This is a genomic window from Actinocorallia aurea (genome assembly GCF_054783995.1).
In genome coordinates this window covers 28,647-42,532 of record NZ_BAAGPQ010000022.1, presented here as the reverse complement: position 1 = coordinate 42,532, position 13,886 = coordinate 28,647, and the positions used below count along the sequence as shown (strand labels likewise).

Below are 13,886 nucleotides of genomic sequence, written 5' to 3'. Positions count from 1 at the left end.
GGGAGACGGCGCCGTTCCAGCCGAAAGGAACAGGTCCAGGCTATGCGCTCGCGCGCGGGGCCAGCTGAGAGATCCGCTGATGCGACAGGTTCAGCGCCCCGCCCGCGTCGCGGGTACTCCAGCCCTTGCCCGTCAGGAGCTGCGCGGCGTGCCGGACGGCCGCCCGCTCCGCCTCCTCGGCCTCGCCGCGTGCCACCCGCGCGGCCACGACCGCGTGCAGCGCGTCCTCGACCTCCGAGTCGTCGGTGACGAGGTTGATGCCGACGGCGTAGGGCTCCACCCCCAGAGAGGAGATCACGGCCGCGTGCGTGTTGCGGTGGACCTCGGCCCACGTCGACCCCTGCGCCACCACCACCCCGCCGTTGGGGAGGTCGCGCACGGTCGCAGTCCACCACTTGCCGTCGCGCACGAGCGCGGCCCGGTACGTCGTGAACTTGACCTGGCTGGTGTCGATCGGCTCGCCGGGGCCTTCGAACTCCGGCTCATCAAAGATCGCTTCGAAGTGACTCACGACGAGAAACCTAGGGCCCATAGCCGCGACTTGTCTAGGCAGTTGGACAATATCCGGCAATCCATGCTGAACAGGGGTAGGGAATCGAAGATCGGCGTTAGGCAGCACTACGCCCAGGCCATCACCGTCGACCCCGGATCGAGGCCGTTTCCGTCGCAGACGATGGCGGCCCGCCTCCCCTGGCTTTGTAGGTGGGTCATAGCGAACGCATGTTCGACTACCTCGGGCGGCTAGAGACGGGCCCCGGAGTACCTGACGCACTTCGGCCCATGTCCCGCTGTTCCTGCCACCACCACCGGAGCCGCGGGTCCTGCGCGGCGTCGACCGCCTCGACGACCTCGACGAGCAGAGCGGTCAGCCGGTCCCACTCCCACAGCCGGGCCTCGATCGCTCCCCACTCCGCCAGGTGGCGCGCGACCATCTCCAGCCGCTCCCCGTCGTCGGGCACCGCCTCGACGAGGTGGGGATGCCGCGCAAGCGCGTGCAGCACCTGCCCCCGCCTCGACGGGTCGGCACCGACCGCGGCCGCGAGGTCGACCAGGACGCGCAGGTACGGGCGAACGCCGTCGAGGCCGACCACGTCCGGGTGGTGCAACTCGGCGATCATGACTCCGCCCCCGCGCCGCCCGCGGGCCGCTGAAGCGCGATGAGACGCGCCTCCGCCTCCTCCCGCCACCCCTCGTCCGCCGTGTCGCACAGCAGCACGTCCCCGCCCGCCCAGAGCCGCACGGAATCCCCGTGCGAGTCGGCCGTGACCGTGACCATCCCGGCGGTCAGCAACGGCGCCACCAGCTCAAGCGGGAAGGCCGGCCGGTCCCTGCTCAGGTACGTCAGCAGCGCCGCCAGCGCCCGCGACTCGGCCAGGGTCACCGCGCGGCCCCGCAGCACGGACGCCCTTTGTCCAGATGGGCCCGCACGAGCTGCACATGGCAGGCGTGCCCGGCGGCGACGTGCTCGTCAGTGCGCGCCTCGACGACGAGCTGCTGACGCAAGCCCCGGTCGGTGTCGTCCATCAGCGTCGGCGAGATCCCGGCCTCGAACTGCTCGGCCGTCCTCGGGGCCTTGCGGGTGGCCATCCATGACGCCTCGCCGCCTTCCGCCCTCCACACGTTGTAGGTCGGATACGTGGCCTGTAGCTCGGCGAGGATCGTCTGTTCTGCGGATTCCGCGCGCACCATCGCGGACCTCCCTGTCGTCACGGATACATTGCGCTCAGTGAATCCCCGTCCGGATGTCGTGCGGAAGGGGAGACTGGGGGGAGTGCGAGGGGTATCTCTCCCCCTCCCGGTGGCGAAGGGTGCGCGCCATGCCGGACATCATCACGGGCGCCGTCCTGCGGGAGCGACGCGAGGCCAAGGGGTGGTCCCGGCCCGGCCTCGCGCGGGAGCTGCGGGCCGTGTCGCCGACGCTGCTTCCCTCGGTCGCGAGCCTCACCGACATGATCAAGCAGTGGGAGAACGGGCGGGTATCCGAGCCGAGCAGGCTGTATCAGCAGCTTCTCGGCCAGCTCCTCGGCGCAGGCCAGACCGTCGTGACAACAAATGTTGTCACGGGTCTCCCCGCCCCGGTGCGGCATGACGGGCCTGTGGCGCCCGAACTCGTCGACTACTTCGCCGGTCAGCTCGCAGGGCACTATCAGGCCGACATGATGCTGGGGCCGCGGGCGCTCATCGGCACCGTGACCGCCCAAAGCGACCTGCTGACCGAACTCCTCAACGCTGCGGGCGGACCCGTCAGGCAGCGGCTCACCGAGGTCGGGACGGCCTACCGGGCGTTCATCGGGTGGCTGCACCTCGACGCCGGCGACGCCCCGTCCGCGGCCGTGTGGCATGGCGCCGCTCTGGAACTGGCGCACCGCTCCATGAACCGCGACGCCGTCGCCTGCACCCTCGTCGACCTCGCCATGGCGCACACCGACCAGGGTCGCGGCGGCGCCGTCGTCGACCTGTGCGCCAGCGCCCTGACCGACGCGCGGCGGCTGAGTCCCGAGGTGCAGGTGTTCGCCCTTCAACAGCAGGCGCACGGCCTCTCCCTGCTCCCCTCCGACGACCGGACCGAACTCGACAGGGTTCTCGATGAGGCCGGCGCCGCCGTCGCGCGGGTCGAGGTCGAGCAGTGGGGCACCGCGTGCCTACGCACCCCGGACTACGTCGAGATCCAGCGGGCCACCTGCTACGGCAGGCTCGGCCTGCTCGACGACGCCGCGCGCCTGTGGGAGCAGCTCATCCCCGCCGACACCGGACGGGCCCGCCGTGACGTCGGTGTCTGGACCGCGCGCCATGCCGTTGTGCGGGCGCGTGCGGGCACCGCCGATCACGCGCTGGACCTCGCCCGCACCGCCGTCCCCATCGTCCGCTCGACCCGTTCAGCGCGCGCCCTCCGGGAGCTGGCCGACCTCGAAGCCGCCATGGCGCCGTGGCAGGATGCGCCCGAAGGCCGGGAACTGGCCGAGATCCTGGCACCGGTGAAAGGGGCATGATGGCCGAACCACTGACCCAGCAGGAGATCGAGGAACGCATCACCGATCTCCCCGGCTGGAGCACCGACGGCCGCAAGATCGAGGCCGTCTACTCCATCCCGCACATCCGCGGCGCCGCCTTCATCTCGCACATCGCCGCGATCCAAGACGACCTCGGCCACCACTCCAATGCCACCCTCGGCTACAAGACCGTGGCGCTCACGATCAGCTCCTCAGACCTCGGCGGACGCGTCGCCGAGCACGACGTTGAGCTCGCCCGCCGAATCGTCGCAATCGCCCCGACGCACGGCGCCGAGCCCATAGCCTGAATCCGCGCGCACCAGCGCCGACACCCTGCCGTTCGGAAGCCGGCAGGGTGTCGCTCGTTCGGCGGTCCGCTCGATCTCGCAGGGCATGCAGAAGCCCCCGCCAGCGCGTGGCCAGCGGGGGCTCTGGTCGCCGCCCGTGGTTCGGGTAACCAGCCCGAGGGCGGCGGCTCGTCCCAACCAGGCAAGAGGTTGAAAGGACGTTTTCAGCTTAGGCGGTGCCGCCGGGGGCGAGCTGGCTTATCCGCTGGTGCGACAGGTTCAGGGCCTTGCCCGCGCCGCGGGTGGTCCAGCCCTGGGAGAGCAGGGTCCGCACGGCGTCGAGGGTGGCCTTCGCTCGGCCTGCTCGGCGAGGGCCCTGTCGCCGTGGGCGGTCCATACGGCGATCAGCGCGGCCCGGTGCAGGTACCAGGCCGAGCCCGGCAACCGCCGGGCTCGGACCGGTGGTTCACGCCGCGCACGCGGCCTTCATCGCCTTGCCGATGCGGTATTTCGAGACCCGAACTCGGCCATGACCTCCGCGACCTTCCGCCCCGATCAGCGGGTCGAAACGATGGCCGAGTCGAGGTCCGTCATGGGCTTCTGACCTGCGGCGACGGCCTCGTCGACATGGACGATCTCGTGGCGTTCCCGGCTTACAGGCCGCCTCGTCTGCCGCCTTGCTCCGAACCACCGATCGCCCTCTGGGCGCTCTGTGATCCACGCGCGCAGTTCTTGGGCGGTTCGCTGCCGCGCCCGGCCCTCCCGCAGACCATCAACGCCTGTTGGGTCATTTGTGCGAGGCCCCGTCCCGGCTCGGGGTTCGTCGGGCCGTCGAGCATCGAGCCACACGATGAGCACGGAGACGATGCCGGTCTGAACCGGCGCGAGCGCGGGGACTGTGGGTCGGGGCTTCGTTCGCGGGTTGTGGGGCGGCTCGTCCGTGGGCCCACACGGCCCCTGGCGCGAAATTCAGGGGCTTGTCCTGTGGGCGGTCCGGGGGCGTTTTGAGAGTTGCCCGGAGGCTCGGGGCGGCTCATTATCGGGAGGGCCGGACGGATCGGGGGTGGACGGTGGTGGGGCGGCGGCGGTTCAGGGTGTTCGATCCGTTTCACGGGATCGGGTCGGTGGCGTTCTTCGTGGTGTTCCTCGGGATGTCGGTCTTCTTCACGTGGGGGGCGGTCGCGGATCTGCGGGAGGTGCTGGCACTGCGGGAGGACGGGGTGCGCACCGAGGCAGTCGCGCTGGAGACCAGGTCGGAGACGTGGACGACTCCCGGCAGCAGCCATACGGACCCGCTTACGGGCAGTGTCTCCTACACACCCGGGTCCACCCACACGGTGCATTACACGAAGGTCGGTTTCACACGGAACGCCGAGAAAGTCGTCGAGGAGATCACCGGGGAGTACCGTGCGGGCGAGAAGGTCGACGTCGTCTACGACAAGGACGCGCCGGGGAAGGTCCGGGCCGCCTCCGCCGTCGACGACGGAGGGATCGCCGAAGGGGTGTTCGCGATCCTCTTCAGCGTCGCCTTCTTGATCTTCGGCATCTTCTTCACCGTCGGCTGGTACCGCGACCCGTTCTGAGGGCGGCCGATCGCCCATGTCGAGTTCCCACATGGGCACGCAGTCACATCGGGCGGCAGCGTCGCCGCCGCGCCCGGACCCGGCTGCGCGGTCGGCTACTTGGAGGTGGTGCGGCCGTAGCAGCGCTGGTCGAGGGCGGTGCCTCGGGGGGAGGTGGCCGGGGGGCCGAAGAGGGAGGATTCGAGGTTGCGGCCGTGGAACGTGAGGCGGGTGTAGGGGGCGCGGGCGTAGTCGCGGCAGAGGGTTCGGGAAAGGACGTCGTCGTTGGGGACGAAGTGGAGGGTGCCCTTGAGGTCGAGGAAGGTCATGACCTGCTCGTCGATGGCGACGATGTAGCCGCTGAGGACGCGTTCGGTGTGGTCGCCTTCGCCGATCTCGACGGCGGTGAGGGGCAGCAGCGGCACCCTGAGGAACTCCGAGACGATCACCGCCGACATGACGAGGGCGAAGACCGAGGTCACCAGGCGCAGCACCGGCTTGGCGGCTCGCGCGGGAAGCGGGCCGTTCAGGATGAGGGCGAACAGCGGCAGGGCCAGCAGGAGCAGCACCAGGTGGTCGCCCTGCTCCAGCGCGTCGCGGGCCACCTCCCTCGTCGCGGCGGCGAAGACCGCGCAGACCGCCGCGACGAGGACCAGGGACGCGGCGGTGACCGTCCTCGGGTGTGCCGGGAACCGCAGCCGCAGTTCCACGCACACCAGCATGAGCGCGACGAGCAGCAGGATCGGCAGGAACTGGAGTTTCCAGGTCAGCACCGCGACGAGCGCGGCGAACGCGGCGACCGGCAGCGGGATGGAGCCGCCCGCCCTGACGAGCGCGGAGCCTTCGGCGTCGGGGACGCTCAACCGCAGCAGCGACGCGACGAGCCGCAGCACGAGGACGGCGGCGGGCAGGGTCCACGCCAGGGTCAGCAGCAGCGCGGTTCCCCAGGCGACCGGGCTGATGTTCTGGATGAGCAGCTGGGTGGTGTCGATGTTCTCGCCGCTGATCCGCCAGACCCGCACCGTGAGCAGCAGCAGCGGCACTGCGGGCAGGAGGGCGAGAGCCCATTCGCGCCGGTGGCCCCCGGCCGGGGGCTCGCCGCCGCTCATTCGCGGACCTCGGGCCGGTCGATGCGCGGCGGGTCGGCGAACGCGATCTGCTGGTGGCCGCCGACGGTGCGCTGGATCGGGGCGATGTGCTCGTCGTAGAGCCGGCTCCACTCGCCGTCGGCGACGATGTCGTGCAGCGCGAGTTCCACGAGCCTGCCCATCGCCGGGTTCTCCCCGACGTTGATGCCCCAGCGTTCCGGCGGGCCGATCGCGATGTCGTGGATCTCCAGTTCGTCGGGGGTCTGGTGGACGAATCCGCCGAGGATCGCCGCGTCGGTCTGCACCGCGTCGAAGTCGCCCTTCTTCAGGTCCGCGACGCAGTCGCTGATGTGGTGTCTGGCCTTGGCGATGATCCCCACTTGCAGCAGCGGTTCGATCGCGGTGGACGTGCCGGTCGTGCAGACCCTCTTGCCTTCCAGGTCCGCGGTGGACTGGAGCGTCTCGGTGTAGCCGGGACGGGTGAGGACCGCCTGCGTCGTCGTCAGGTAGGCCGAGGAGAAGTTGACGCCCTGCGCCTTGCGTTCGTCGGTGATGCTGAAGCTGGACACCACGAGGTCGACCTTGACGAACTCCTTGTTGCCGACGACGGCGCGCAGTTCATCGGGGACGCGGGCCTGCATCGTGGCGCGCGACTCGATCTCGATGGGCAGCAGGACCACTTCTTCGCTCCGGAACCCGAGTTCGCGCGCGACGGCCCGCGCGAGGTCGATCTCGAACCCGCTGTAGCCGCCGTCGGCGGTTCTCAGGGCGATGCCCGGAATGTCGTCGCGAATGCCCAGAAGGATCCGCGGCTTGCCCTGCAACCCGGCCTTGACGTGCAGTTCCTGGACGGACTCGACGTCGGACCGCACCAGTTGACACGCGCCGACGACGAGCAGCGCGGCGAGCAGGACGAACAGCGCCACGACCCTCGTCCAGGCGGCCCTCCCACGACCTGGGGGTACGGACCAGCGGCCGGGCGCCCAGCCGCCCGATCCCGTCCGGTGTCCCCATTCCTCACGCGACGCCATTCCACCACCTGCCGATGCGAGAACTCCGGACGCCTGACGCGGCGATTGCCGGTCAGCGTAGCGCCCAGATAGTAACTTCACGGGACAAATGTGGATTCTCCGGTCCGGTCAATGATGGGACGAAACGGTATCCGGGTGAGATTTCGGCGAGGTGGTACTCCACGTGCGACGAAAAGACGGCCAGCCGAAATGCCGCAAGCGCGAAAAGAGCGCGGCCCTCAGGAACGCCCTTTTCGCCGGAGCCCCATAGGGCGGTGCCGGCTCGCGCACAGATCAGGAGGCCGGAGGGCGGCTTCCTCGTCTGGTGGGTCGCGGCGCAGGCGCGCTGCCTCTGCGCCGGCCGCCCTTCCCGTCCGCACCACCGCGCGGAGGAGTCCTCCGAACACCTCCACGGGGATCGGCTCATCGGCGAGGACCGCGGCTTCGGAGCGGCGCTCCTTCGAGCGGGGCGGCCCCCGGTGCCTCCGCCTCCTGACGTCCGTGCCCGGACATCTACTCCCCGCGTTCGGGGAGATACCGCTGGCGGGAGGGGCAGTGCGAACTCCGGGGGCCTGCGCCGGACTCCACCCGCTGGTCACTACGGGGCCCCGGGGCCGTGGGGCGTTCAGGGGGTGTCCGGGCGCTTCTGCGGGTGTGGGGCACCGACCTGCACTTCGTTGACGATCTGGTCGATGCCGGGGAGGGCGGTGAGAGCGGCTTCGACGGCGGGGATGGAGGTGGGGTCGGTGCGGATGCGGAAGGAGTCGGGGATGTCGCCGGGTTCGGCGACGGCCAGCAGGCCCGGGGTGTCCTTGAAGAGGGTGCGGAAGCGTTCATAGGCCTCATCCTTCGACTCGTAGTCGAAGGAGCGAATCTCCGGGAGGGACAGGAGGGTCTCGGAGATCGTCTGACGCTGGGCGGCCGTGGCGTCCTTCTTCGCGCAGGACGGATTGCTCGACTGCTCGGCGCACAGGTACACGCTGAGCTGGAAGCTGTCGTGAGGCGGCGCGACGGCCTCGGTGGGGACGGGGTCGGGGGCGGCGAGGTAGGCGATGGTGCCGACGACGGCGGCAGAGGCGATGGCCGCGGCGAGGGGGCGTGGGATGTGCGGCAGGCGGAACGGGCGGGCGGGGGCCGCGAAGTCGGGGACGCGGTCGACGGTTTCGGCGGCGGCGGTGAGGGCGTCGCGGAGCCGGGTCTCGGTGGGGGTCATCGCGAAGGCTCCAGGTGGCGGGAGAGGGAGGTGAGGGCTCGGGAGACCGTGGATTTGGCGGTGCCGCGGCTGACGCCCATGGCGGTGGCGGTCTCGTCCTCGGTCAGGTCGAGGAAGTAGCGCAGGACGAGGGCCTCGCGCTGGCGCGGCGGCAGCCGGTGGAGGGCGGCGAGGACTTCTCGGCGGTCCTCCCCGAGGATCGCCTCCGCCTCGGCCGACCAGGCGGGCGGCTCGTGCGCCCCGACGAACGGGAGCCGCCTCCGGCGCAGAACGGAACGGCACCGGTTGAGGACGGCGGACCGCACGTAAGGCAGCGCCTTCGACGGGTCCCGCAAGGATGGCCAGCGTCTGTAAAGCCCAAGGAACGCCTCTTGGACGACGTCCTGGGCCGTTTCCCTGTCGCCGACCACGAGGAACGCCATCCGGGTGAGCCCCAAGGCGTGTTCCCGGTAGAGCGAGGAGAACGACCCCTTGTCCATACGGGGAGGGATCGTCGTTTCAGTGGTCATGTCCCAGAGACGCGGTGAAGGCCCAGAGGTTGCCTCTCCGAGTGGAATTTCCCGAACGCGTCAGCGGTAGCGGAGGGGCCGGGCGGAGAAGGCCCCCTGCGCCAACAGGAGGGCCTTCTCGGGTGACGGCGTCCGGCTCAACAGACGTGCGTCGCCGCCCCGCCGTTGGAGACGGGGCCAAGCCCACTGTGGTTCTCCTCGGCTCTGTCCACGAATCGCGGCGGGTGCGGGCCCCTGGATCCTCGTCCGGATGGAGCCTTGACCTGGGGCCTATCGGAGCGTTCGGTATTTTCCGGATCGGAAGCCGCGGAAAATGCCGAACGAGAATTGTTCGGAAAATCCTAGTTGATTTGGTTCTGATGACCTTTCGGAGGATCCTTGATCCGGGACGGGACCTGGATGGCGCCAACCTCCGGGAATCATGCCCGCTGCCCAAAAAGTAACTAAATGTCCGGCTCAATGAACTACAAAGGTGTGGCTTCATGCGTGCTTCGATGTGCTCTGCCGTCATTCCCCGGGTCGGTCTCGGCCTCCTCGTCCTCGCCGCGGCGGCCGGCGGCGTCCTCACCCGCTCGGGAACGCCGCTCGGCGAGTCCTTCATCATCGTCATGGCGAGCGTGGTGGGCGGGGTCGAGGTCGCCCGCCGGGCCACCGGCCCCTCGCGGCGGATCAGGATGAGGATCACGGTCGTGATCCTCGTCCTCGTGCTCGTGGTCGGTCTCATCGCGGCCGGCGGCCCTCCGCTCATCGCCGTCCTGGGCCTCCTCGCGACCGCCGACGCGGTGGCCGGGGCCGCTCGGCGGCTCACCGCGGCCGGGACCGCCGCGCCCCGCGCGATCCCTTCCGCCTGACCGGGCCCGCCGAGCCCCTCATGGCCCGTCCAGAGAAACCCATCGAGGGTGACGAGCCCGCGGCGCGCTTCGCGAGGAGTCTGCGCGCCGAGCGCCACCGGGCAGGGATCACCTACGCGCAGATGTCGGCCCTCTGCAACTACGGCGTCACCTCGCTGAGCCAGGCCGCCAGCGGAGAGCGGCTGCCGACCTGGCCCCTCGCCGCGGCGTATCTCACCGCGTGCGGTGTGCCCGACTCCGACCTCCCCCTGTGGCAGCGACGGCGGGAGGACGCCGGCCCATGTCCGTGACGGATCCCGGATCCGCCGACGCCCGCAGGTCGATCGCCGCGTTCGCGCGGGACCTGCGGGCGCTTCGGGAGAAGGCCGGAGCGCCGCCGTACCGCACGATGGCGAAGCTGGCCAACTACTCGGCGTCCAGCCTCGCCACGGTGACGCGCGAAGACCGGCTGCCCACCTGGGAGATCGTCGAAGGCTTCCTGCGGGCCTGTGCCGTCGATCCCGGCGAGTTCGAGATCTGGCACCGGCGCTGGGTCGACGCGCGCTCGCTCCGCAACGAGTTCGGGCTGAGGACGACGGTGCGGAGCGACAGTCCCAGGCAGCTGTTCGCCGCACGGCTGAGCCGCTTGTTCGCCCTCGCGGGTTCCCCTCCGATGCGCACGGTCATCGCGCGCAGCCAGCATCTGCGCCCAGGACGGGAGCCGCAGCTCAGCGTGCAGCGGATCAGCGACTGGCGCCGAGGCGTCTCCCTTCCCACGGACCTGAGTTCCCTTCTTTCCCTCGTCCGAGCGCTCGGTCTGGTGCAAGCCCAGGCCGGAATCCCGCTCAGGCCGGAGTTCGAGGAACTGCTGGACGCGGAGGAATGGCGGCGTCTGTGGCGGGAATGCCGGGCTGAAGGAAAAACCGTCTCCTCACCCATCCGGTTCCGGGTGGGCGTCCTTCCGCGGCTCGCGGGCGCCTTCATCGACAGGCAGATCGCCGCGGAGTTCGAGGCGCGTCTCTCGCGGGCCGACACCGCTCCGACCCAGGTGCTCACCGGCATGGGCGGGGTCGGCAAGACGCAGATCGCGGTCGCCTGCGCCAGACACGCCTGGCAGAACGGAACGGCCGACGCGCTGCTGTGGGTGGACGCCTCCCGGCGCGCGACGATCTTGGAAGGCTACGCCGCCGCCGCCCAGAGGCTCGATCTCCGCTCGGCCGATGATCCCGACCGCGGGGCGCAGGCCTTCCTCGAATGGCTGCAGACCTCGGCGAGGCCGTGCCTGATCATCCTGGACGGGTTGCGCGATCCCGCGGATCTGCGCGGGCTCTGGCCCGACGCGGCGCCTCCCCACCGGGTCATCGTCACCACCCGCCGCCGTGACGCCGCGCTGTCCGGGCATGGGCGGCAGTCCGTCGACGTGCCGGTCTTCACCTCGGACGAGGCCAGGCGCCATCTGACGGCACAGCTCGCCAGCCGGGGACGCAAGGACTCCCCCGGCGAGATGGAGGCCCTCGCCGAAGACCTGGGCCTTCTGCCCATGGCCCTCGCGCAGGCGTCGAACGTCCTCCTCGAACGCGATCAGGACTGCGCGACGTACCGGACCAGGCTCTCCGACCCCAGGCTGCGCCTTGCGCAACTGCTGCCCGTGCCCGACCTCCTTCCCGACGACCATGACCGCACGGTCGACACCGTCTGGGACTCCTCGATCGGCCTCGCGGACGGAGCGCGTCCCGCCGGGGCCGCGCGCCCCTTGCTGAACGTCCTGGCGATGCTCGCGCCCTCGGGCGTCCCCATGGAGATCCTTCGCAGTTCCAGGCTGCGCGACCACCTCGCCGCCCGTGACTCCGCGTCAGAAGACTCCGCCTCGCCTCCCGCCGACGCGGCCTCCGAAGCGCTGCGCGTCCTGTACCGCTTCGGCCTGGTGACCATCGCCGAAGGGACCAAGGCCCCGCACTTGGAGATCGGCCTCCACCGGCTGCTCCAGCGCGCCGTTCGCGAGCGGCTCTGCACGGAGCGGTTCACCGAGGCCGCGCTGGTCGCGGCGGACGCGCTGCAGGAGATCTGGCCGTCGAGTGAGAAGCATCCCCTGGCCAGAGCCCTGCGGGAGAGCACGGCGGCGCTCGGCGCGGTCGCCGGGGCGGTGCTCTGGCGGCACGGCGGAGCTCATCCGGTGGTCGCGCGCTCGATCGCGAGCTTCGGCGCGGCCGGCGAGGTGCTCGCCGCCCGCATCGAGTGCGCCAGGGCCGTGGCCTCCGCTGAGGACCATCTCGGCCCAGACCATCCGTACACGCTCGGCGTCAAAGACGACCTGGCCCACTGGACGGGCAAGGCCGGCGACCCCGAAGCCGCCGCGGACACCTACGCACGCCTGCTCGACGATCGCGCGCGCGTCCTCGGACCCGACCACCCCGAAACCCTCACCACCCGACACCACCTCGCCCGATGGAGAGCCGAAGCCGGCAACATCACCGGAGCCATCACCGCCGCCGAAGACCTCCTCACCCAACGACTCCGCCTCCTCGCCCACGACCACCCCGACACCCTCACCCTCAAAGCCGACCTCGCCCGCTGGACGGCCGAGGCCGGGGACGCGGCGGGCGCGCGATCCCTCACCTCGACACTGCTCGACGATCGCGTGCGCGTCCTCGGACCCGACCACCCCGACACCCTCACCACCCGGCACCACCTCGCCCAGTGGGCCGGGAGGCTCGGCGACGCCCGTCGTGCCGCCACCGAGCACGGCCTCGTCCTCGCCGAGCGCCTGCGCCTCCTCGGAGACAGGCATCCGGACGTCTTGGCCAGCCGCGATGCGTTCGCCCACTGGACGGGCAAGGCCGGCGACCCCAAAGCCGCCGCGGACACCTACGCACGCCTCCTCGCCGACCGCATCACCATCCTCGGACCCGACCACCCCGAAACCCTCACCACCCGACACCACCTCGCCCGATGGAGAGCCGAAGCCGGCAACATCACCGGAGCCATCACCGCCGCCGAAGACCTCCTCACCCAACGACTCCGCCTCCTCGCCCACAATCACCCCGACACCCTCACCCTCAAAGCCGACCTCGCCCGCTGGACGGACCGGCTGGGGCTCTCCCAGCTCCCGCAAGGCAAGCTGTCCACCGCCGGCTCGCCGGCTGTGCGGGCACTGCTCGGCGCTCGGCTGCGCGCACTTCGCGAGATCCGGGGCATCTCCCGGGTGGAGTCCGGGCGGGCCATCCGCGCCTCGGCCTCGAAGATCAGCAGGATGGAGCACGGCGAGGTGGTCATCCGGCAACGCGAAGTCGTCGACCTTCTCTCGCTGTACGGCGTGATGGACCCCCCCAGGCGCAAGGAGCTGACGGAGCTCGCGAAGCTCTCCAACGCCCGCAACTGGTGGCGCGACTACCGCGACGTGGTGCCGCGCTGGTTCGAGAACTACATCGGCCTTGAGGACTCCGCCATCCGCATCCGCCTGTACGAGGCGCAGCTCGTCCCGAGCCTGCTGCGGACCGAAGACTACGAGCGGCAGGCCATCCGGCTCAACAACCGCCAGCTGCCCCCGGCCGAGATCGACAGGCGCATCGAGGTGCTCACCCAGCGGCAGCGCCTGCTCGAGTCCGACCAGGCCCCGCACTACTGGGCGATCATCGACGAAGCGGTGCTGCGCCGCGCCTTCTCCCGACGCGGCGGGCGGAAGCTGATGCGCGCCCAGTTGCGGCGGCTGATCGAGCTGAACGAACTGCCGAACGTCATCGTGCAGGTCCTGCCGCTCATGCCCAGCGAGCGCGCGGTCGTGGCCGGCTCGTTCGACATCCTGCGCTTCGCCGAGCCTGAGCTGCCCGACATCGTCTATTTGGAGCAGCTCACCAGCGCGATCTACCTGGACCGCAGGCACGACACCGACAGGTACCTGGCCGTCATGGAGAACCTGGCCCTGGAGGCCTGTCCGCCCGAAAACACCGAAACGATCCTGACCGGCATCCTCGACGACCTGCGGTCGTCGGCCGCCGGCATCAGACCGGGGTGAGGGCCTGGGCGGCTTGGGCGATCTCGTCGACGGTTTCGAGGGGGACGGTGACGGCGAAGTCCCAGGTCTCGTCGTCCTGGCCGACGAGGATGACGGCGTTGCCCTCGTGCTGGACCCAGAAGGCGGGGGCGCCGGCGCAGGTGCCGGCGCCGATGGAACCCGAGGTCTCCCAGTCGGTGTCGCGGAGCGCGGCCAGCCGGGCGAACTCGGCGGGGATCGCGCGGACGTTGATCTCCCAGCCCGATCCGCAGAGCTTCACCGTGGCGACCGGGTCCATGTCCCGCCCGGTGTCGAACGTCATGCTCACCATGCGCTCATCCTCCCGTATCGCGGCAAGTGCGATGTACGTTAACGCACACGTCGAATAGGACAAAAGCCCAATACC

15 protein-coding genes are annotated in these 13,886 nt (G+C 70.5%); 6 read left to right on the top strand and 9 right to left on the bottom strand.

The genetic code is table 11. The features are described 5' to 3' along the window. Window positions 1-40 precede the first annotated feature (40 nt). From ACYVOM_RS25785 to ACYVOM_RS25770, 4 genes are all read right to left on the bottom strand, one after another. Window positions 41-511 carry a hypothetical protein gene (locus tag ACYVOM_RS25785; protein ID WP_460306080.1) on the bottom strand — a complete coding sequence of 157 codons (471 nt, stop codon included), beginning with the start codon at window positions 509-511 and terminating at the stop codon, window positions 41-43. A gap of 217 nt (window positions 512-728) precedes the next feature. Further along, complete coding sequence (locus ACYVOM_RS25780; RefSeq protein WP_460306079.1) at window positions 729-1,118, bottom strand: hypothetical protein; 390 nt, start codon at window positions 1,116-1,118, stop codon at window positions 729-731. Next, a complete protein-coding gene (locus ACYVOM_RS25775; RefSeq protein ID WP_460306078.1) occupies window positions 1,115-1,399 on the bottom strand; it encodes a hypothetical protein in 285 nt (94 codons plus the stop codon). The genes ACYVOM_RS25780 and ACYVOM_RS25775 overlap by 4 nt, the downstream gene beginning before the upstream one ends. Further along, window positions 1,378-1,689, bottom strand: coding sequence for a hypothetical protein (locus ACYVOM_RS25770; RefSeq protein ID WP_460306077.1), 312 nt, complete (start codon window positions 1,687-1,689; stop codon window positions 1,378-1,380). The genes ACYVOM_RS25775 and ACYVOM_RS25770 overlap by 22 nt, the downstream gene beginning before the upstream one ends. A gap of 128 nt (window positions 1,690-1,817) precedes the next feature. On the opposite strand from ACYVOM_RS25770, the gene ACYVOM_RS25765 reads away from it, so the two are divergent. From ACYVOM_RS25765 to ACYVOM_RS25755, 3 genes are all read left to right on the top strand, one after another. Continuing rightward, window positions 1,818-2,990: a helix-turn-helix domain-containing protein gene (locus tag ACYVOM_RS25765; protein ID WP_460306076.1), complete on the top strand. Its 1,173-nt coding sequence runs from the start codon at window positions 1,818-1,820 to the stop codon at window positions 2,988-2,990. Beyond that, a complete protein-coding gene (locus ACYVOM_RS25760) occupies window positions 2,990-3,298 on the top strand; it encodes a 4a-hydroxytetrahydrobiopterin dehydratase (RefSeq protein ID WP_460306075.1) in 309 nt (102 codons plus the stop codon). The genes ACYVOM_RS25765 and ACYVOM_RS25760 overlap by 1 nt, the downstream gene beginning before the upstream one ends. Before the next feature lie 1,103 nt (window positions 3,299-4,401). Then, the gene (locus ACYVOM_RS25755; protein WP_460306074.1) at window positions 4,402-4,860 is read left to right on the top strand and encodes a DUF3592 domain-containing protein; all 459 of its coding nucleotides are present in this window, start codon (window positions 4,402-4,404) and stop codon (window positions 4,858-4,860) included. 95 nt (window positions 4,861-4,955) lie between these two features. Here ACYVOM_RS25755 and ACYVOM_RS25750 read toward each other — a convergent pair whose 3' ends face one another. From ACYVOM_RS25750 to ACYVOM_RS25735, 4 genes are all read right to left on the bottom strand, one after another. Then, window positions 4,956-5,948, bottom strand: a complete 993-nt coding sequence (locus ACYVOM_RS25750) for a hypothetical protein (protein ID WP_460306073.1) — start codon at window positions 5,946-5,948, stop codon at window positions 4,956-4,958. Further along, entirely contained in the window at window positions 5,945-6,853 is a 909-nt protein-coding gene (locus tag ACYVOM_RS25745) for a transporter substrate-binding domain-containing protein (RefSeq protein ID WP_460306072.1), read from the bottom strand. The genes ACYVOM_RS25750 and ACYVOM_RS25745 overlap by 4 nt, the downstream gene beginning before the upstream one ends. A gap of 709 nt (window positions 6,854-7,562) precedes the next feature. After that, entirely contained in the window at window positions 7,563-8,150 is a 588-nt protein-coding gene (locus ACYVOM_RS25740; RefSeq protein WP_460306071.1) for a permease-like cell division protein FtsX, read from the bottom strand. Further along, on the bottom strand, window positions 8,147-8,659 hold the full coding sequence (locus tag ACYVOM_RS25735; RefSeq protein WP_460306070.1) for an RNA polymerase sigma factor: 513 nt from the start codon (window positions 8,657-8,659) through the stop codon (window positions 8,147-8,149). Before ACYVOM_RS25735 ends, ACYVOM_RS25740 begins: the two co-directional genes overlap by 4 nt. A gap of 482 nt (window positions 8,660-9,141) precedes the next feature. Here ACYVOM_RS25735 and ACYVOM_RS25730 point away from each other — a divergent pair, with 482 nt between their 5' ends. Genes ACYVOM_RS25730 through ACYVOM_RS25720 form a run of 3 tightly spaced genes read left to right on the top strand, consistent with a single transcriptional unit; the run spans window position 9,142 to window position 13,501 of the window. After that, window positions 9,142-9,510 carry a hypothetical protein gene (locus ACYVOM_RS25730; protein WP_460306069.1) on the top strand — a complete coding sequence of 123 codons (369 nt, stop codon included), beginning with the start codon at window positions 9,142-9,144 and terminating at the stop codon, window positions 9,508-9,510. A 20-nt stretch (window positions 9,511-9,530) separates the two neighbouring features. Continuing rightward, entirely contained in the window at window positions 9,531-9,800 is a 270-nt protein-coding gene (locus tag ACYVOM_RS25725) for a helix-turn-helix domain-containing protein (protein ID WP_460306068.1), read from the top strand. Next, the gene (locus tag ACYVOM_RS25720; RefSeq protein ID WP_460306067.1) at window positions 9,791-13,501 is read left to right on the top strand and encodes a Scr1 family TA system antitoxin-like transcriptional regulator; all 3,711 of its coding nucleotides are present in this window, start codon (window positions 9,791-9,793) and stop codon (window positions 13,499-13,501) included. The genes ACYVOM_RS25725 and ACYVOM_RS25720 overlap by 10 nt, the downstream gene beginning before the upstream one ends. Here the strand turns inward: ACYVOM_RS25720 and ACYVOM_RS25715 are convergent. Then, on the bottom strand, window positions 13,488-13,811 hold the full coding sequence (locus ACYVOM_RS25715; protein WP_460306066.1) for a hypothetical protein: 324 nt from the start codon (window positions 13,809-13,811) through the stop codon (window positions 13,488-13,490). The genes ACYVOM_RS25720 and ACYVOM_RS25715 overlap by 14 nt on opposite strands. Between the last annotated feature and the right edge of the window lie 75 nt (window positions 13,812-13,886).

What these genes read in the sequence shown, in the direction of transcription:
- ACYVOM_RS25780 (WP_460306079.1), bottom strand. Translation starts at nt 1,118, where the DNA reads ATGATCGCCGAGTTGCACCACCCGGACGTGGTCGGCCTCGACGGCGTT.
- ACYVOM_RS25735 (WP_460306070.1), bottom strand. Translation starts at nt 8,659, where the DNA reads ATGACCACTGAAACGACGATCCCTCCCCGTATGGACAAGGGGTCGTTC.
- ACYVOM_RS25750 (WP_460306073.1), bottom strand. Translation starts at nt 5,948, where the DNA reads ATGAGCGGCGGCGAGCCCCCGGCCGGGGGCCACCGGCGCGAATGGGCT.
- ACYVOM_RS25740 (WP_460306071.1), bottom strand. Translation starts at nt 8,150, where the DNA reads ATGACCCCCACCGAGACCCGGCTCCGCGACGCCCTCACCGCCGCCGCC.
- ACYVOM_RS25730 (WP_460306069.1), top strand. Translation starts at nt 9,142, where the DNA reads ATGCGTGCTTCGATGTGCTCTGCCGTCATTCCCCGGGTCGGTCTCGGC.
- ACYVOM_RS25715 (WP_460306066.1), bottom strand. Translation starts at nt 13,811, where the DNA reads ATGGTGAGCATGACGTTCGACACCGGGCGGGACATGGACCCGGTCGCC.
- ACYVOM_RS25720 (WP_460306067.1), top strand. Translation starts at nt 9,791, where the DNA reads ATGTCCGTGACGGATCCCGGATCCGCCGACGCCCGCAGGTCGATCGCC.
- ACYVOM_RS25765 (WP_460306076.1), top strand. Translation starts at nt 1,818, where the DNA reads ATGCCGGACATCATCACGGGCGCCGTCCTGCGGGAGCGACGCGAGGCC.
- ACYVOM_RS25770 (WP_460306077.1), bottom strand. Translation starts at nt 1,689, where the DNA reads ATGGTGCGCGCGGAATCCGCAGAACAGACGATCCTCGCCGAGCTACAG.
- ACYVOM_RS25760 (WP_460306075.1), top strand. Translation starts at nt 2,990, where the DNA reads ATGGCCGAACCACTGACCCAGCAGGAGATCGAGGAACGCATCACCGAT.
- ACYVOM_RS25725 (WP_460306068.1), top strand. Translation starts at nt 9,531, where the DNA reads ATGGCCCGTCCAGAGAAACCCATCGAGGGTGACGAGCCCGCGGCGCGC.